General features: G+C 66.1%; 14 protein-coding genes. 8 read left to right on the top strand and 6 right to left on the bottom strand.

Annotated elements, in window-relative coordinates:
- The first annotated feature begins 14 nt into the window (after positions 1-14).
- The 7 genes from panB (at position 15) to TZ53_RS14580 (ending at position 6462) form a co-directional block, all read left to right on the top strand.
- The gene (panB, locus tag TZ53_RS14610) at positions 15-887 is read left to right on the top strand and encodes a 3-methyl-2-oxobutanoate hydroxymethyltransferase (protein ID WP_044661754.1); all 873 of its coding nucleotides are present in this window, start codon (positions 15-17) and stop codon (positions 885-887) included.
- A 74-nt stretch (positions 888-961) separates the two neighbouring features.
- Entirely contained in the window at positions 962-1660 is a 699-nt protein-coding gene (locus TZ53_RS14605; RefSeq protein ID WP_044661753.1) for a tetratricopeptide repeat protein, read from the top strand.
- Positions 1661-1674: 14 nt separating this feature from the next.
- Positions 1675-3018: an outer membrane protein assembly factor BamB family protein gene (locus TZ53_RS14600; protein ID WP_371873079.1), complete on the top strand. Its 1344-nt coding sequence runs from the start codon at positions 1675-1677 to the stop codon at positions 3016-3018.
- 117 nt (positions 3019-3135) lie between these two features.
- The gene (gene der, locus TZ53_RS14595; RefSeq protein WP_044661752.1) at positions 3136-4503 is read left to right on the top strand and encodes a ribosome biogenesis GTPase Der; all 1368 of its coding nucleotides are present in this window, start codon (positions 3136-3138) and stop codon (positions 4501-4503) included.
- Positions 4490-4705 carry a sulfurtransferase TusA family protein gene (locus tag TZ53_RS14590; protein ID WP_025549906.1) on the top strand — a complete coding sequence of 72 codons (216 nt, stop codon included), beginning with the start codon at positions 4490-4492 and terminating at the stop codon, positions 4703-4705. The genes der and TZ53_RS14590 overlap by 14 nt, the downstream gene beginning before the upstream one ends.
- 140 nt (positions 4706-4845) lie before the next feature.
- Positions 4846-5289, top strand: coding sequence for an Hpt domain-containing protein (locus tag TZ53_RS14585; protein WP_025549905.1), 444 nt, complete (start codon positions 4846-4848; stop codon positions 5287-5289).
- A 141-nt stretch (positions 5290-5430) separates the two neighbouring features.
- Entirely contained in the window at positions 5431-6462 is a 1032-nt protein-coding gene (locus TZ53_RS14580) for an LLM class flavin-dependent oxidoreductase (RefSeq protein WP_044661751.1), read from the top strand.
- Here TZ53_RS14580 and TZ53_RS14575 read toward each other — a convergent pair.
- A complete protein-coding gene (locus tag TZ53_RS14575; protein WP_238320061.1) occupies positions 6430-7512 on the bottom strand; it encodes an acyltransferase family protein in 1083 nt (360 codons plus the stop codon). The two genes, TZ53_RS14580 and TZ53_RS14575, sit on opposite strands and share 33 nt — an antisense overlap.
- A 185-nt stretch (positions 7513-7697) precedes the next feature.
- Between TZ53_RS14575 and TZ53_RS14570 the strand changes: the two genes are divergently transcribed.
- Positions 7698-9356, top strand: coding sequence for an ATP-binding protein (locus TZ53_RS14570; protein WP_025549902.1), 1659 nt, complete (start codon positions 7698-7700; stop codon positions 9354-9356).
- 4 nt (positions 9357-9360) lie between these two features.
- Here the strand turns inward: TZ53_RS14570 and TZ53_RS14565 are convergent, their stop codons facing one another.
- The 5 genes from TZ53_RS14565 to TZ53_RS14545 all read right to left on the bottom strand — a co-directional run bounded on the left by TZ53_RS14565 (position 9361) and on the right by TZ53_RS14545 (position 17998).
- Positions 9361-10812, bottom strand: coding sequence for an MATE family efflux transporter (locus TZ53_RS14565; protein WP_044661749.1), 1452 nt, complete (start codon positions 10810-10812; stop codon positions 9361-9363).
- A gap of 106 nt (positions 10813-10918) precedes the next feature.
- Positions 10919-13642: a valine--tRNA ligase gene (locus TZ53_RS14560; protein ID WP_044661748.1), complete on the bottom strand. Its 2724-nt coding sequence runs from the start codon at positions 13640-13642 to the stop codon at positions 10919-10921.
- 59 nt (positions 13643-13701) lie between these two features.
- The gene (locus TZ53_RS14555) at positions 13702-15747 is read right to left on the bottom strand and encodes a S9 family peptidase (protein ID WP_044661747.1); all 2046 of its coding nucleotides are present in this window, start codon (positions 15745-15747) and stop codon (positions 13702-13704) included.
- A 217-nt stretch (positions 15748-15964) separates the two neighbouring features.
- On the bottom strand, positions 15965-16456 hold the full coding sequence (locus TZ53_RS14550) for a DUF2497 domain-containing protein (RefSeq protein WP_044661746.1): 492 nt from the start codon (positions 16454-16456) through the stop codon (positions 15965-15967).
- A 69-nt stretch (positions 16457-16525) separates the two neighbouring features.
- Positions 16526-17998 (bottom strand): TolC family outer membrane protein, encoded by a 1473-nt coding sequence (locus TZ53_RS14545; RefSeq protein WP_044661745.1) that lies wholly within the window; start codon positions 17996-17998, stop codon positions 16526-16528.
- Between the last annotated feature and the right edge of the window lie 18 nt (positions 17999-18016).

The following is an 18016-nucleotide window of genomic DNA, read 5'->3' as shown; positions in this document are numbered from 1 at the left end:
GTAGAGCGCATCCCATGTCCACGACCTTCACGCTCGATACGTCGACCAGCCGCGCCAACCCCACCCCCGCGCCGATGAAGCGCCTGACGGTGCCCGCCATCCAGCGCCGCAAGTTCGAGGGGAAGACGGAACAGCCGCTGGTGATGCTGACCGCCTATACCGCGCGGCAGGCGCAACTGCTCGATCCGCATTGCGACATGCTGCTGGTCGGCGATTCGCTGGGCCAGGTGATCTACGGCCTTCCCTCCACCCTGCCGGTCACGCTCGACATGATGATCGCCCATGGCGCCGCCGTGGTGCGCGGCAGCTATCACAGCGTCGTCCTCGTCGACATGCCCTTCGGCAGTTACGAAGCCTCTCCCCAACAGGCCTTCGCCAGCGCCAGCCGCGTCATGGCCGAAACCGGCTGCGCGGGCGTGAAGCTGGAGGGCGGCGTCGCCATGGCCGAAACCATCGGCTTCTTGAGCCAGCGCGGCATTCCGGTGATGGCCCATATCGGCCTGACGCCGCAGGCGGTGAACGCGCTGGGCGGCTATGGCGCGCGCGGCAAGAGCCAGGAGGAGCATGCCAAGATCATCTCCGACGCCCGCGCCGTCGCGCAGGCGGGCGCCTTCGCCATGGTGCTGGAGGGGGTGATGGAGGACATCGCCGTCACCGTCACCGACAGCGTCGACGTGCCGGTGATCGGCATCGGCGCGTCGTCCCATTGCGACGGGCAGGTGCTGGTGGCGGAGGACATGCTGGGCATGTTCGAACGGGTGCCCCGTTTCGTGAAGCGTTATGAAAATATCGCGGAAACCATCGGCAATGCCGCCGCCCGCTATGCGCAAGATGTCCGGAACCGGCACTTTCCGACCGAAGATCAGGTCTATCGGCCCAAAAAGTGATTTGCGTGAGCCAAGAGCCCCGCTAATGATCGCGCCTTCCGCGTGCCGTAACTGACGAATTTCTGGAGACCCAAGTGGCCCTGACGCCGCAAAACAGCGAAGCCTTCATGCGTGAGGTCGACGAAGCCGTCCGGCAGGACCAGTTGCTGACCTTCTGGCAGCGCTTCGGCCGCTGGATCGTGGCGGCGGTGGTCATCGGCCTCGCGGCCTTCGCCGGCTGGCTCTATTGGCAGCATTATACGAAGACGCAGTCGCAGGCCGTGTCGGAGGAAATGGACAAGGTGATCGCCACGGCGGTCGGCGGCGGCACGCCCGATGCGAAGGAACTGGACAAGCTGACCCAGGCGAGCCAGCCCGGCTTCCGCGCCTCCGCCCTGCTGGTGAAGGCCGGCGCCGCCGCGCGCAAGGGCGACAGCAAGGCCGCCATCGCCGCCTATAAGGCGATGGCGGATGACGGTTCGCTCGACCGCCCCTATCGCGACCTGGCGCTGATCCGCCAGACCACGCTGGAATATGAAAGCCTCGCTCCGCAGCAGGTGGTCGACCGGCTGAAACCCCTGGCCGTCGAGGGCGCGCCCTGGTTCGGCAGCGCCGGGGAACTGGTCGCCATCGCCTATATGAAGATGCGCAAGCCCGATCTCGCCGGGCCGCTGTTCGCCGCCATGGCGAAGGACAGGAACGTGCCGCAGTCGATCCGTTCACGCGCGCGACAGATGGCAGGCTTATTGGGTGTGGATGCAGTCGAAACGCCGGTCGCGGCGGGACAGGAATGATTGGGCGCATGGGAATGCACAGCATGACGAAATTTTCGGGCGCCGGCCGCGCCCTGACCGTGGCCATGATGATCGCCCTGCTGGCGGGTTGCGGCATCGTGGGCGGCAAGAAGGGCGGCCCCAAGACCCCGGTGGTCGGCAAGCGCACCTCGATCCTCAGCAATGAACAGGGGGTGGAGGTCGATCCGACGCTGGCCGACGTCCCCGTGACCCTGCCCGAACCCTATGTGAACGACCAATGGTCGCAGCCGGGCGGCAGCCCCGCCAAGACCATGGGCAATCTGGCGCTGGGCGCGTCCCCCTCTCAGGCGTGGACCGCCTCCATTTCGGGCAGCACGCCGCAGGCCCGCCTCGCCTCCGCTCCGGTGGTGGTCGGCGGCAAGCTTTATGTCATCGACGCCGATGCGCGGGTCATCGCCTTCGACGCCAACAGCGGTGCGAAGCTGTGGCAGACGCCCCTGCCCGCCGAAGGCAGCGGCCGGGCCCTGTTCGGCGGCGGCGTCAGCGTGATCGACGGCAAGCTCTATGCCAGCACCGGCGTGGGCGATGTCGCCGCGATGGATGCGAACAGCGGCGCGATCCTGTGGAAGAAGCGCCCCGGCGGCCCGCTGCGCGGCGCGCCGACGCTCGCCAATGGCCATGTCTATGTGATGGGGCAGGACAATCAGATCTTCGCCCTCAACCAGAGCGACGGCGAAGTGCAGTGGACCGACAGCGGCACGCTGCAAGTCACCGGCATTTTCGGCGTGGCCGCCCCCGCCGCCGCGCAGGGCACGGTGATCGCGGGCTACAGCTCGGGCGAACTGACCGCCTATCGCTATGAAAATGGCCGGACGCTGTGGGGCGACGCGCTGTCGCGCACCAGCATCTCGACCGCCGTGGCGTCGCTGACCGACATCGACGCCGATCCGGTCATCGATCGCGGCCGGGTGTTCGCGATCGGCCAGGGCGGTCGCATGGCGAGCTATGAACTGGTGAGCGGCCAGCGTCTGTGGGAAATCAACATCGCCGGCATTTCGACCCCTTCGGTCGTGGGCGAATGGGTGTTCGCCGTCACCAGCGACGCCAAGCTGCTCTGCGTCGCCCGCGCCACGGGCAAGATCCGCTGGATCAGCCAGCTCCGCCGCTGGCAGAAGGAAAAGAAGAAGGACAAGGCGATCCGCTGGACCGGCCCGGTGCTGGCGGGCGGGCGGCTGGTGCTGGTGTCGACCCATGGCGACCTCAACTATGTCGATCCGACGACCGGCAAGATCCAGGCGGAAATCGATCTCGACCGGTCGATGTCGCTGTCGCCGATCGTCGCGAACAACACGCTTTATATCCTGGCCGATGACGGAAAGCTGACGGCATTCCGCTGACGCCACCGGCGATTTCAGGTAAACGTGCTCCTGCGAAGGCAGGAGCCCAGTTCCACCGCTTGGACTGGGCTCCTGCCTTCGCAGGAGCACCCATTTTTTAAAGGATACGGGCCTCTCATGCTGCCCACCGTTGCCATTGTCGGACGCCCCAATGTGGGCAAGTCCACCCTTTTCAACCGGCTCGTCGGCAAGAAGCTGGCGCTGGTCGACGACCAGCCCGGCGTGACCCGCGACCGGCGGGAGGGGCAGGCGAACCTGCTGGGCGTCGATTTCACCATCATCGACACCGCCGGTTATGAGGATGAGGACCCGCAGACCCTGCCCGGCCGCATGCGCATGCAGACGCAGGCGGCGGTGGAAAATGCCGATGTCGCGCTGTTCGTCGTGGACGCTCGCGCGGGCATCACCCCGCTGGACGAGGAAATCGCCCGCTGGCTGCGCGAAGGCGACGCCCCCGTCGTGCTGATGGCCAACAAGGCCGAGGGCAGGGCCGGCGACGATGGCGTGATGGAGGCGTTCAGCCTGGGTCTGGGCGACCCCGTCCCCTTCTCCGCCGAACATGGCCAGGGGCTGGCCGACCTGTTCCAGGCGCTGCTCCCCTATATCGACCGCGAAGAGGAGGAAGAGGAGGCTGAACCCGAAGAGGCCGATCTCGAATCCGCGCCGCTGAAGCTCGCCATCGTCGGCCGCCCCAATGCGGGCAAGTCGACCCTCATCAACCGGCTGCTGGGCGAAAACCGCCTGCTGACCGGCCCCGAAGCGGGCATCACCCGCGACTCCATCGCCGTCGACTGGAGCTGGACCAGCCCCGACGGCGAAGAACGCCCCGTGCGCCTGATCGACACGGCAGGCATGCGCAAGCGCGCGAAGGTGCAGGACAAGCTGGAAAAGCTGGCGGTTTCGGACGGCCTGAACGCTGTGAACTTTGCCGAAGTCGTCGTGCTGCTGCTCGATTCCACCCGCGGGCTGGAGGCGCAGGACCTGCGCATCGCGGACAAGGTGATCGAGGAAGGCCGCGCCCTTGTCGTCGCGCTCAACAAATGGGACACGGTGGAGCATGGCTCGGCGCTCTATCAGGGCATCAAGCAGGCGCTCTCCGACGGTCTCGCGCAGATACGCGGCGTGCCGATCATGACCGTCTCCGCCGCCACCGGCAAGGGTCTGGACGACCTGATCCGCGTCGCCTTCGAAACCCGCACCGCCTGGTCGCAGCGCGTGTCGACCGGCATCCTCAACCGCTGGTTCGAACGCGCGCTGGAGGCCAATCCGCCTCCCGCCCCCGGCGGCAAGCGGATCAAGCTGCGCTACATCACCCAGAACAAGACCCGCCCGCCGACCTTCGTGCTGTTCGGCACGCGGCTGGACGAACTGCCCGAAAGCTATCGCCGCTATCTGGTGAACGGCATCCGCAAGGAATTGGGCTTCGGCGCGGTGCCGGTGCGGTTGACGCTGCGCAGCGCCAAAAACCCCTATGCCAGCAAGTGAAGCGGTTCATATCGACGCCAGGGGGATGAAATGCCCTTGGCCCGCGCTGCGCGTGGCGCGGGCGATGCGGTCCGCCGATGCAGTGACGATCGAGGCGGACGATCCGATTGCGCCAGTGGAACTGGAGGCCTTGGCCCGGCAGCAGGGTTGGACCTTCATTGCCGAGAGGCCGCATCTCTTTGCTCTCGCTCGATCGCTCTAACGATCCTCCTCCCATCGTCATGCTGAACCAAGTTCAGCATGACGATGGGGTGATATGGCGCCTTCTCCCCTCGCGCCGCAACTTAACCCCCTATTTACGCTCCTCTTCTATATTCCCCCGGCAGAACAGGGAGTGTCAGGGTGTCATATCAAGAGGCCGAACTGGTCAACTGGACCGATTTTGCCAAGTCCCGATCGGAGTTGGGGACCGCTTTCCTGCGGATTCTGGGCTATTTCCGCGAGGACGGCGCAAAGGCGATCAGCGCGATCGAGGAAGCCTTCCGCGCCCGCAACGCCGCTGCGCTGGTCACCCCGGCCCACACGCTGAAGGGCGAGTCGGCCCAGTTCGGCGCCTATCGGCTGAGCGGCATGGCCGAGAAGATCGAGATGGTCGCCCGCCGCTGCGTCGAAAGCCGGGAAGGGCCGGACGAACTGATCGAGGACGTGGTCGCGCTGCGCCCCTGCTTCACCGAGACGATGGCCCTGCTCGACCGCGACGCCAATCCGCTGGTCGCCCGCAGGCCGCAGGGCTTCGGCCGCCGCGTCGACAATCCGGTCCAGGGATTCGGCCGCGCCGCCAGTTAAATGCGCGCCAGGGATTTGTGGGCATAAAGCGCGCCGCGCTCCCGCGCAGGCAGGAGCACGCAAATCTCTCCGAAGACGTCCGCTTCCCATCCCTCCGAATTAGTATTGAAATAAAACCGGTCATCCCCCCATATGCGGGTCATGACCCGTTTCTCCGTTCTGGACCTTGTCCCCATCAACGAAGGCAGTAGCGCCAGTGAGGCGCTTGGCCGCGCCGCCGCCTTTGCCGCCCATGCCGAAAGCCTTGGCTTCCACCGCTATTGGGTGGCGGAACATCATGGCATGCCGGGGATCGCCTCGGCGGCGACCGCCGTGGTCCTGGCGCATATCGGGCAGGCCACCAGCCGCATCCGCATCGGCGCGGGCGGCATCATGTTGCCCAATCATGCGCCGCTGCTGATCGCGGAGCAGTTCGGCACGCTCGCGGCGCTCTTTCCCGGCCGCGTCGACCTGGGTCTCGGCCGCGCTCCCGGCTCCGACCAGCGCGTGGCGCAGGCGATGCGGCGGACGCTGACGGGCGGCCCGGACGAATTCCCTCGCGACGTGATGGAGTTGCAGGCCTATTTCGCGGGCGACAGCCGCCTCGGCTTCCAGGCGACCCCCGGCGCGGGCGAGGATGTGCCGCTCTGGATTCTCGGCTCCAGCCTCTATGGCGCGCAACTGGCCGCCGCACTGGGCCTTCCCTATGCCTTCGCCTCCCATTTCGCGCCGGGCGCGCTGGATGAGGCCATCGCCATCTACCGCCGTGATTTCCGTCCGTCGGCGCAGCTCGCATATCCCTATGTGATGGCGGGCTACAATGTCTTCGCCGCCGACACGGTGGAGGAGGCGCGGCTCATCGCCACCTCCATGCAGCAGGCCTTCGTGCGGCTGCGCACCGGGCAGCCGGGCAAGCTGCAACCGCCTGTGCCCGGCTATTATGAAAGCCTGCCGCCGCAGGCGCAGGCGATGCTGGCCGATGTGCTGAGCGCGTCGAGCATCGGCACCCAGGCCGATGTCGAGCGCGACCTGGCCGCCTTCATCCGCCGCACGCAGGTGGACGAGATCATCATCGGCGGCCAGATCCACGATTTCGGGGCGCGCAAGCGCAGTCTGGAAATCGCCATGGCGGCAGGCCAGGCGGTGGCCGGCCGAATGGCGTCAGACAGCCATCAGGCGGCCCCCGCTCAATAGCTTCGCAAGCCCCGGCGCGGCGCGGCTGAGCAGCGATCCCAGCAGCACCACGGCGACCAGCACCAGCAGCGGCTGCACCAGCAGATAGGCGGGATAGAAGGGTGAGCCCAGCTTGCCGAACACGACCCCCAGCACCGGGCCGCCCAGCCAGATCAGGATGAGGTGGGAGCAGAAGAGGAAGAAGGCGAAAGGCTCGATCCGCAACAACATGCCCCGCGCCGCGCTGGCCGCCAACGACCAGGCCAGCCGCCAGAAGAACAACGCCGCCGCGACCCGCACCGCCATGTCCAGCACCGCCGTGCCGACGCCCGGCGGCAAGGCGCCCGGATGCAGGGAAATATAGAGCTGCGCGGTCATCAGCAGCGCAAAGGGCGGCGCCGCGACCATCCAGGGCAGCGCCGCCACGCGATCGGCCAGCCCCTCGCGCCGGGCGACGATGCCCATGATGAAGAAGAACAGGATCGACGCGCGCATCAGCACCGGCGGCCCCCAGCCCATGATTTGGCACAGCGCCGCCATCGCGGCGACCGCCCCCAGCGCCCAGCCCGGCAGGCGGACGAACAGGGGCGCGGCGAGCATGCACAGGAACAGGTCGCGCAGGAACGGCATCTGCACGTTGATGTCCGGATTGCGGCTGACGATGAATAGCTCCTCGAACATCCAGCCGGTGGACGAGGGCACGGGCGCGGACAGGCCCAGCATCCAGGCCGCACCCGAAACGAACAGGATCGCCAGCGCATTCCACAGGATCATCGGCAACAGGATCGTCCGCGCCTTCCGCCCGACATGGCGCAACCAGTCGTGGGTCCGCGACGACCCCTCGACCAGCCAGCCGGAAATCAGGCCCAGCAACGGCACGGCGCTGCGCCCGAAAACCTCCATCAGGCCCCAGCGCAAACTGTCCTGCGACGTGCCCCTCAGGCTTTCCAGATCATGGCCGTTCAGGCCCGTCCACGCATGGACATAGACCACGCCCAGAATGCAGATCACCCGCGCGATGGAGATCGCGTCGGAGCGCCGCGCCGCATCCGTCGTCAGCACCCGCGACACAGGGTTTTCCCGATTTTCGGCCAATGTTTCAACAGCCAAGCCTGACACGCATTTCCTCTGACCATCGCGGCGCCGGGCGTGGCCGCACCATTAACATGGGTGAGCGATAAGCAGATTCTTTACCAGTCGCCGGTTAAATCGATCCGACGTGCCGGAATCCCGTCCGGTCGAGGGAAAACAGGTTCATGACCCAGATGCACGGTGCAGACCATTTCGCCGGCGCGCAGCCGCATGTCTTTCAGGCTCCGGTCGATGCCATGGGAATGGTTTTCCAGATTTCCGGGTCCAGTTCGCAATTGATCATCGACGCCTCGCGCATTGCCGCGCTGTCGCACGATTCCGATCCTTCGCTCGCCATGGCGGGGCAGGTCGGCAGCCAGGTGAAGATGCGCGTCGGCCAGGTCTGGCTGATCGCCAGCGTCCGCGCCATGACCATGGACCGGCAGGACAGCAACAGCATCATCGTCGACATCGACTTTCTGGGCGAAGGCGATGAGGAAAAGCTGACGGGCCGCATCTACCGCTTCCGCCGGGGCGTGACCCGTTACCCGACACCGGGGACGGAGGTCTATCCGGTATCGAGCGCGGACATGCAGCAGATCTATTCGGCCGACGACCGCCCCCATGTGCAGATCGGCACCGTCTATCCCACGTCCGACACCCGCGCCGCGCTCTATGTCGATTCGATGCTGGGCAAGCATTTCGCGCTGCTGGGTTCGACCGGCACCGGCAAGTCGACCAGCGCCGCTCTCATCCTGCACCGCATCTGCGACCTGTCGCCGCAGGGGCATATCGTGATGATCGATCCCCATGGCGAATATGGCGCCGCCTTCCAGCAGAATGGCGCCGTCTATGACGTCAACAACCTCGCCCTCCCCTATTGGCTGATGAATTTCGAGGAGCATTGCGAGGTGTTCGTCACCTCCGAAGGGTCGGAGCGGACGGTGGACTGCGACATCCTCGCCAAATGCCTGCTGGCCGCGCGGTCCAAGAACCGGCTGGCGGAGAGCATCGGCCGGCTGACCGTCGATTCGCCCGTTCCCTATCTGCTGTCCGACCTCACCAACATCCTTCAGAACGAGATGGGGAAGCTGGACAAGGGCACCGGATCGCTGCCCTATATGCGGCTCAAGACCAAGATCGACGAGATCAAGAGCGATCCGCGCTACAGCTTCATGTTCTCCGGCATGCTGGTCGCGGATTCGATGCAGGAATTCCTCGCCAAGATCTTCCGCCTGCCCTCCGGCGGCAAGCCGATCTCGATCATCGACGTGTCGTCCATGCCGTCCGACATCACGTCCGTCGTGGTGTCGGTGCTGTCGCGGCTGGTGTTCGACTATGCCCTCTGGGCGCGGGACGAGCCGCAGCGCCCGATCCTGCTCGTCTGCGAGGAAGCGCATCGCTACATCCCCAGCAGCACGACCGGCGGCGGTCAGGCCGTTCGCCGCATCCTGGAACGGATCGCCAAGGAAGGCCGCAAATATGGCGTGTCGCTGGGCCTCATCACCCAACGCCCGTCCGATCTGGCCGAAGGCGTGCTGTCGCAATGCGGCACGATCATCTCGATGCGCCTCAACAACGACCGCGACCAGGCCTTCGTGAAGGCCGCCATGCCCGAAGGCGCGCGCGGGTTCCTCGATTCCATCCCCGCCCTGCGCAACCGGGAGGCGATCATCTGCGGCGAAGGCGTCGCCGTGCCGATCCGCGTCGCGCTCGACAATCTGGAGGAGGAGCGGCGTCCCGCCTCGGGCGATCCGAGCTTCACGGAACTCTGGCGCCAGTCCGGCGGCGAAGCGGACATCCTCGACCGCACCATCACGCGCTGGCGCAGCCAGGGCCGGTAAGCGATTATCCCGCCGGGACGATCCGTCCGGCGGGCTCGCTCTCCGCATTGATGCTTTCGCGGCACTCCTCCTCGTCCACGGGGACGAGCAGCTTCGCCTTGCGCCAGCCGCCCTGCAGGTAAACCAGCCCCGCCAGCAGGAAGGACGACGCCGAACCGACGGGAAAGCTCAGCCACAGCGCGTCCGCCCCCAGATGCGGATAGCCCAGATGGTAGAAGCCCAGCCGCACCGCGAAGAGGGTGAAGATCAGGATCAGCAGCGGCCGCACCACCACGCCATTGGCCCGCATCACGCCGAACAGGATCATCGTGCCGCCGAACAGCACGAAGCTCCAGCTCGCCAGAAGCTGCATGTGCCAGGCGGCGGCGATGGCGGCCTCGTTCCGCCCCAGGAACAAGGCCAGCAGCGGCGCGTGGAACAGCAGGATCACCGCCACCATCGTGCCGGTGATCAGCAGCAGATAACCCATGCCATAGCCGGTGATCCGGCTGATCCGGTCCCATCGCCCGGCGCCGATATTCTGCGCCGCCATGGCGCTGACCGCCGCGCCCATCGCCATGGCCGGCATCTGGAGATAGGTCCAGATCTGCTGCGCCGCGCCATAGGCCGCGGTGACCAGAAAACCCTCCCGGTTGACGAGGCCGATCATCACCAGCCCTGACGCGGACATGACGATCATCTGCAATCCCATCGGCAACCCCTTGCCGAACAGGACGCGCATCTGGTCCGGCGCGGGGCGGAGATAAGCCAGTTCACGCCCGCGCAGGCGCAACGGCAGATCCTTCGCATAGGTGTAGAGGACAAGGCCGATCAGGCTGACCACGCCCGCCGCCGCCGTTGCCGCGGCCGACCCGCCTATGCCCATGGCCGGGATCGGCCCCAGTCCCAGGATCAGCACCGGGTTGAGCACCAGGTCGACGCCCACGCTCACGAACATGAAGATCAGCGGCGTTCGCGCATCCCCCGTGCCGCGCAGGCCCATCATCATCATGACGCTCAGCAGGGAGGCGGGCATGGCAACGAAGATCACCCGCAAATAGACGAGCGCCAGGTCGAACGCCTCCGCCGGGGTCGCCAGCAGCCGCAGCAAAGCGGGCGCGCCGATCCATCCGGCGGTCGCGACGACCAGGCCCAGCAGGGTGCAGAAGCCGACGGCAGAACCGAAGGCGCGGCGCGCCGCGTCCAGATCACCCCGTCCCACCGCCTGCGCGATCATCACCGTCGACGCCATGCCGAAGCCGAAGACGATGGAGAACATCAGGAACATGGTGATGTTGGCGTTGGCGGTCGCCGCCAGCGCCTGCGCGCCCAGGAAACGGCCGACCCAGATGGCGTTGATCGATCCATTCAGCGACTGGAGGATGTTGGACGCCAATGTCGGAACGGCGAACAGCAGCAGGGCCGATGCGATCGGTCCCTGCGTCAGGTCCCTGGCCCGATGTTCCCCTGCAACCATGATCCCTCCTGCCCCCTTGCGGATGGGGACCGTTGGGACGCCGCATCCTTCCGGCGCGCCCCTTCCGGTCCTTTTGCCGGCGCACCCTGCCCGATGCGCCGGCCGGTCAGGCGAGCCGTTCCAGCGCCGCCTTCAATCTTTCCGCCTCGGCCGCCTTTTCGCCATGGTCCTCCCGCGCCTTGGCGACGGCCTCGGGCTTGGCCTTCTCGACGAAGCTGGGATTGGAAAGACGCGCGGACAGCGAATCCCGTTCCTTCTCCGCCGCCGCCAGCGCCTTGGCGAGCCGCGCCTTTTCGGCGGCGATGTCGATCACGCCCTCCAGCGGCAGGATGAAGGTCGCCTCGTCCACCACGATCTGCGCCGCGCCGCCCGTGACGCTGTCGCCGAAGGACAGGCTTTCCACCCGGCCCAGGCGCGCCAATGCGGCCCCCTGGCGGTCGATGCGGCGGCGGGTTTCCTCCGACGCATCATGCACGACGACGCCCAGCTTCGCGCCCGGCGGCACGTTGAGTTCGGTGCGCGCCGTCCGCATCGCGCCGATCAGGCGGATCAGCCAGTCGATCTCCGCCTGCGCCTCGCCGTCGACGGCATAGAGCGCCTGCGGCCAGCGCGCGACGATCAGTTCGCCTTCCCGCGTTCCGGTCAGATTCCATAACTCTTCGGTAATGAAGGGCATGAAGGGATGCAGCATCACCAATATCTGGTCGAACGCCCAGCCGGCCACCGCCCTTGTTTCTTCATCCATGGAGCCTTTGGTCAGCTCGATATACCAGTCGCAAAACTGGTCCCATATGAAGTGATAGATGGCGTTGGCCGCAGCATCGAAGCGCAGTTCGGCCATGGCGGTGTCGATCGCCTGCACGGTCGCCACCGTTTCCGCGACGATCCAGCGATTGACCGGCGCCTCCGCATGGGGCGCCTCATGGCTGGTCGAGGCCGTGACGCCGTTCGATTGCAGGAAACGGGCCGCGTTCCACAGCTTGGTCGCGAAGTTGCGATAGCCCTCGACGCGCTTCTCATCCATCTTCACGTCGCGGCCCTGGCTTTCCATCGCCGCCATGAAGAAGCGCAGCGCATCCGCGCCGAACCGGTCGATCAGACCCAGCGGATCGACCACATTGCCCTTGGACTTGGACATTTTCTGTCCGTCCGCGGCGCGCACCAGTCCGTGGAGGTAGAGCTTGCGCCACGGCACCTTCTCTCGCGGATCGCTCCGCTCCGGACCCATGAACTCCATCCCCATCATCGCCATGCGCGCATCCCAGAAGAACAGGATGTCGAAGCCGGAGATCAGCAAGTCGTTGGGATAGTGGCGCTTGAGCGTCTCCGTCTCTTCCGGCCAGCCCAGCGTGCCGAAGGGCCAAAGCGCGGAGGAGAACCAGGTGTCCAGCACATCGGGGTCGCGGGTCAGCCCTTTATTGCCGGCAAGAGCCTGCGCTTCCTCTTCGCTTTCCGCGACATAGGGATTGCCGTCCTCGTCATACCAGGCGGGAATCCGATGCCCCCACCAGAGCTGGCGCGACACGCACCAGGGCTGGATATTCTCCATCCAGTTGAAGAAGGTCTTTTCCCAGGTCTTCGGCACGATCTCGATCCGCCCGTCGCGCACCGCCTGCATCGGCGCGACGGCGAGCTTCTGCGCATCGACATACCATTGGTCGGTCAGCCAGGGCTCGATCACGACGCCGGACCGGTCGCCAAAGGGCGTCTGGATGGTGCGTGGCTCGGCGTCGGTGACGACCTCCTCACCCTCCTTGTTCCTGGTGACATGCGGAACCAGCAGGCCAAGCGCCTTCATCTCCGCCACCACCAGTTCCCGCGCCCCGTCCACGCCGTCGTTGCGGAAGCGGTGCAGGCCCAGGAACCGCTCCGGGATCAGCCCGTCGGCGGTCTGGACGACATTGGCGTCGGCATCGAACATGTTGAGCATTTCGGCCGGCCTGAAACCCGCCCGCTTGCCCACTTCGAAATCGTTGAAATCATGTCCGGGCGTGATCTTGACCGCACCCGACCCCAGTTCCGGATCGGCATGCTCGTCAGCGACGACCTTGAAGCGGCGGCCAGTGATCGGCTGGAGGATGTCCTTGCCGATCACATCCCGGTAGCGCGGGTCTTCGGGATGAACGGCGACCGCCATGTCGGCCAGCATCGTTTCCGGCCGCGTGGTCGCCACGACGATATGGTCCGCGCCATTGGCAAGGCGAACGCCATCGGCCAGCGGATAGCGGAAATGCCAGAAGCCGCCCTTCACCTCCTGCGTCTCGACCTCCAGATCGGAAATGGCCGAGCGGAAGCGCGGGTCCCAGTTCACCAGCCTCTTGTCGCGATAGAGCAGCCCACGGCGGTGCAGTTCCACGAACACCTTGATGACGGCCTTGGAAAAGCCCTCATCCATGGTGAAGCGCTCATTCGCCCAGTCCATGGAGCATCCCAGGCGGCGAAGCTGGCGCGTGATCGCGCCGCCGCTCTCCGCCTTCCACTCCCACACCTTCTCGATGAACTGCTCGCGCGTGTAGTTGGTGCGCTTGTCCTGCCGCGCCTCCATCTGCCGCTCGACCACCATCTGCGTCGCGATGCCGGCATGGTCGGTGCCCACCACCCACAGCGCATCCTTGCCGCGCAACCGTTCGTAGCGGATCGCGATGTCCTGCAACGTGTTGTCGAGCGCATGGCCGATATGCAGGCTGCCCGTCACGTTCGGCGGCGGGTTGACGATGGTGAAGGGCTCTGCGTCGGGTCGTTCCGGGCGGAACAGCCCCTTCTCCTCCCAATGGGCGTACCAGCGGGATTCGATTTCGGCGGGGTCGAAGGTCTTGGGCAGTTCGGTCATAGGCTGGCCTTTACGCAAGGCGGCGGCGGCGTCAACTTTCCGCCGCCTCGGGGGGGACCTTATTTCTTCGTCCACCGGTCCAGCCAGCCCAGCGCCTCATCATACCATTGCAGCGAGTTGCGCGGCTTCAGCACCCAGTGATTCTCGTCCGGAAACACCAGCAGCTTCGATGGCACGCCGCGCCGCTGCAACGCGGTGAAGGCCGCCAGTCCCTGCGTATAGGGAATGCGGAAGTCCTTCTCCCCCGTCACCACCAGCATCGGCGTCTTCCACCGGGTCACATGGTTGACGGGGTTCCATTTCTCGAACTCCTGCGGATTTTCATAATAGGGTCCGCCATGTTCCCATTCGTCGAACCATAGCTCCTCCGTCTCATAGGCCATGGCGCGGGCGTCGAACACGCCGTCATGCTGGACCAGGCATTTGAACCCGTCGGGCCAGTTGCCTGCGATCCAGTTCATCATATAGCCGCCATAGCTGGCGCCGAGCGCGCAGCCATTGCCCGCATCGACCTGCGCATCCTTGGCCGCGGCGGCGGCCAGACCCAGCTTCAGGTCCTCCAGCGGCTTCCCGCCCCAATCCCTGTTGATGCTGTCGGTAAAGGCCTGCCCATAGCCGGTCGAGCCGTGGAAATCGACGATCACCGCCGCATAGCCATGGGCGGCGAACGCCTTGGGATTCCAGCGATAGGACCAGCTATCGTTGAAACTGCCCTGCGGCCCGCCATGGACCAGCAGAGCCACCGGCAGCTTGCCCGCCCCCTCCTTCGGCTTCACGATCTGACCCCAGACGGTGTCGCCATCGGCGCCCCTGAAGCTGAAGCGCTGCACCGACACGTCGTCGATCCCGGCCAGCTTGTCCGCATTCACGCTGGTCAAGCGCACGGCCCTGCCCTTGCCGCCGGGCATCTTCCAGAAATCGGCGGGCGCCTGGATGCTGTCGAGCGAATAGACGAAGCCGCCTTTGGGCAAGGGCAGGACGCTGCCCACATGCCCGGTCCGGGTCAGCCGCGCGACCCTGCCCGACGCAGCGTCCACCCGGAACACCGGATGATCCAGCACATCGTCCGCCGTGACCAGAAGGCCCTTCCCGTCCGCCGCCCAGGCGATGGACGCGACCGACCGGTCCCACGCCTCGGTCAGCGCCCTGGTCTCCCCGGTCGCGATGTTGCGCAGCATCAGCACCTGCCGGTCGCTCTCATAACCGGGCCGCTTCATCGCTGCATAGGCCAGCCATTTCCCGTCCGGAGAGACGGCGGGCATGCTGTCCATCGCATCATTGCCGTCCGTCAGGTTGACGGGCGCCGCGCTGCCGTCGGCGGGAACCGCGAAAATGTCGAGATCGGTCGAAAGGGATTCGATCCGCCCGGCCTCACGCAGCGCGAAGAACAGGGTCTTGCCGTCCGCGCTCCACGCAATCTCCTCTGCGCCGCCAAAGGGCTTGGACGGGCTGTCCCCGACCAGCGCCCCCATGACCGACACCGCCTTGCCGCCGCCAAGCGGCATCACGAATATCCGGGAACGCTGGCCGTCCGCCCACATGTCCCAATGGCGTACGAACAGTTGGTCATAGACCCGGCCCGTGCCCGCGCCGGGCGGCGGGGCCGCCTTCACATCGTCCAATGTCTTCGCGCCTACGGGCCGGTCCGCCCACAGCGCGACCCGATCGCCCGCCGGACTCAGCAGGAAACCGGAAATCCCGCCGGGCGCCTGCGTCACCTGCTCGCTTTTGCCGCCGGTCAGGGCAACCCGCCAAAGCTGGTCGTCGCCGCTCTGGTTGGAGAGATAATAGAGCGATTTCCCGTCCGCCGAAAAGGCAGGCGCGCTTTCATTCTTATCCGCGACGGAGGCGATCATGCGGGGCGCCGCGCCCGCCTGACTCAGGTCCAGCAGGTACAGGTCCGTCCGCCCCCTGTTTCCCGCAAGATCGGTCACGCGCAACTGATAGGCCAGCCATTGCCCGTCCGGCGAAACCGCCGGCGCCGACACGCGGCGGAGGCCGACCATGTCGCTGGGCGTGAATGGCCGGGCAGAGGCCGGCGCGACGGCCAACGCCGATTGGGCCAGGGCCAGAGCGCCAAGTCCCGCCTGCAGAAGATATTTCATGGATGAACACCCTTGGATCGGATCGCGCCGCTCTCGTGCGGGCGGCGTCGACAGCTATGGACAAGGGTGTAGGCAGCGTCCCGCCATGGCGCAAGGATCAACCACCTGAGCGTAACAAAAGAACAAAGATCGCCGGATCATGATGCGTAAGGCACGCAACGCGCCCAGGACCGGCAACCGTTCGCCACAAATAGGCGAATCAGCGCCTGCTGCCGGCTCAACGGCCGGTGATGCGGGCGATTTCCTTGGCCACCATATCCTCGACCATCTGCGGCAGCCGCGCGTCCAGCCATTCCTTCAGCATCGGCTTCAGCATCGAACGCACCAGCCCGTCCAGCGTATTGTCCTCGCCTTCCCTGGGCGTCACGAGCATGGAGGACAAGGCGGACAGCGAATGCCGGGCCGCCACTTCGCTCTCGACGGACAGGATGGACGCATCCTCCTGCTCGGCAACGGGCCGGGGGGTGCGGGACGTTCGGTGGGCGGGCATGGGTTCCTCCACAGCAACCTCGTCGGTCAGTTCCAGCACTTCGTCGCTGGCAGGGTCGGACATCGCCTCCGCGACCGGCACGGGCCTGACCTTCTGCGCGGCCTCGCCGCGCACGCGGCGCGGCAGGGTCTGCACCGCTTCCTCGCCCTCTTCAGCGATGATCCGCTTGATGGACGACAGGATGTCCTCCATCGAGGGTTCCTTGCTCATGTCGCCCATGGTCAACCCCTGTTCCAGTCCCCGTTAACGCCATAGCACCAAAGGAACGCCTTCGGGGTTAAAATTGCGTTAAGGCTGCGCCAAACCGGGGTCCACATTGGCGTTTTGCGCCGGGGAGTCAACGGTCCGCGTCGATTGGACCTTCGGTGCCGGGTCGAAATCCCAATCGAACCACTTGCCCTTCACCCGCTCATAATTGACCATCGGATCATAGAGGGTGCCGGTTTCAAGGTTCAGGTCGTCGGCCTCCGCATGGCCCATGGCCGCCAGCAGGCTGAAGCCGGCGACATAGGCATTGCGCCGCGCCGTCACCAGTTGAACCTTGGCGTTCACCGCCTCCTGCTCGGCATTCAAGATGTCCAGGATGGTGCGGCTGCCCACGGAATTCTCCGCCCTCACCCCTTCCAGCGACAGGTTCGCCGCGTCCACCGCCTTCTGGTTCGACTGGATGCTCTCCAGCGAGGCCTGCCAGCTCGCATAGGCGGATCGCGTCTGCGCGATGACGCCGCGCTCGACCTCGATCTCCTGTTCCATGGCCTGCGATTCGAGCGCCTGCCGCTGCCGCACCTGCGCGGCCGGACGCCCGCCCTGGTAGAGCGGAACGCTGATCTGCACGCCCGCGGACGCCTGCTTGTTGATCTGCGATCCGTTGGCGCTGTTCACGGCGTTGAGCGAGTCGAGATAATTGGTGTAGCCCGCCTGGGTGAAGGCGGAGAGCGTGGGCGACACCGCCGCCTTCGCCGCCCTCACATCATAGGCCGTCGCTTCCCGGCTCTTGGCCGCGGCCAGGATGTCCGGATTGTCCTTCAGCGCGACCTGCACCGCGGCGTCGGGCGTCGCGGGCAGTCCGGGCAGTTCGGGCGGCGGCTGAAGATCGCCCGGCGCCTCACCCACCAGCGCGATGTAATTTTCCCGGCTGGCGATCAGGTTCGCTTCCGCCGTCTGGAGATTGGAGCGGGCGAGCGCCAGCCGCGACTCGGACTGCGCGACATCCGTCCGGGTCACGTCACCCACTTCGAAACGGTCGCTGGTCGCCTGGAGATTGACCTCCAGCGCCTTCACATTGGCCTGGTTGAGCGCGACCACCGCACTGTCGCGGATCACGTCCATATAGGCGGCCACCACCTGCGAGAAGACGCTCGCCTCGGTCCCGCGCAGATCGGCCTGGCCCGCGGCAACGCGGGTCTTCGCCGCCTTCACGCCGTTGCGCACGGCGCCGCCGGAATAGACCGGCACGGTCAATTGCGCGTTCGCATCCACCGTCCGCTGCGGCGAGGTAAAACTGATCGTCGGCTTGAGAATGCTCTCCGTATAGGTTCCGGTCGCTCCCAGAGAGGGCCGACCCGCCGCCTTCTGAAGCGGCACATTCTCGTCGGTCGCCCGCTGCCCGGCACGCGCGCCCGTCAACGTCGGGTTGGACCGGTAGGCCTTGGCCAACGCCCCCTGCAACGTCTCCGCATGGGCCGCGCCCGCCAGCGTGGAGGACATCGACAGCAACAGGATGAGGGCGGCGCGCCCCGGAAGCTGAACTTTTGCCGTCATGTCCTCCCCAACAGGCCC

It is taken from the genome of Sphingobium sp. YBL2 (assembly GCF_000943805.1).
GTDB classification, from domain to species: Bacteria; Pseudomonadota; Alphaproteobacteria; order Sphingomonadales; family Sphingomonadaceae; genus Sphingobium; species Sphingobium fuliginis.
Note: the sequence above shows the minus strand (reverse complement) of the source record. Positions and strands in the feature narration are given on the sequence as shown.

What these genes read in the sequence shown, in the direction of transcription:
- TZ53_RS14560 (WP_044661748.1), bottom strand. Translation starts at nt 13,642, where the DNA reads ATGACCGAACTGCCCAAGACCTTCGACCCCGCCGAAATCGAATCCCGC.
- panB (WP_044661754.1), top strand. Translation starts at nt 15, where the DNA reads ATGTCCACGACCTTCACGCTCGATACGTCGACCAGCCGCGCCAACCCC.
- TZ53_RS14555 (WP_044661747.1), bottom strand. Translation starts at nt 15,747, where the DNA reads ATGAAATATCTTCTGCAGGCGGGACTTGGCGCTCTGGCCCTGGCCCAA.
- TZ53_RS14590 (WP_025549906.1), top strand. Translation starts at nt 4,490, where the DNA reads ATGCCAGCAAGTGAAGCGGTTCATATCGACGCCAGGGGGATGAAATGC.
- TZ53_RS14570 (WP_025549902.1), top strand. Translation starts at nt 7,698, where the DNA reads ATGACCCAGATGCACGGTGCAGACCATTTCGCCGGCGCGCAGCCGCAT.
- TZ53_RS14580 (WP_044661751.1), top strand. Translation starts at nt 5,431, where the DNA reads ATGACCCGTTTCTCCGTTCTGGACCTTGTCCCCATCAACGAAGGCAGT.
- der (WP_044661752.1), top strand. Translation starts at nt 3,136, where the DNA reads ATGCTGCCCACCGTTGCCATTGTCGGACGCCCCAATGTGGGCAAGTCC.
- TZ53_RS14600 (WP_371873079.1), top strand. Translation starts at nt 1,675, where the DNA reads ATGCACAGCATGACGAAATTTTCGGGCGCCGGCCGCGCCCTGACCGTG.
- TZ53_RS14550 (WP_044661746.1), bottom strand. Translation starts at nt 16,456, where the DNA reads ATGGGCGACATGAGCAAGGAACCCTCGATGGAGGACATCCTGTCGTCC.
- TZ53_RS14545 (WP_044661745.1), bottom strand. Translation starts at nt 17,998, where the DNA reads ATGACGGCAAAAGTTCAGCTTCCGGGGCGCGCCGCCCTCATCCTGTTG.
- TZ53_RS14565 (WP_044661749.1), bottom strand. Translation starts at nt 10,812, where the DNA reads ATGGTTGCAGGGGAACATCGGGCCAGGGACCTGACGCAGGGACCGATC.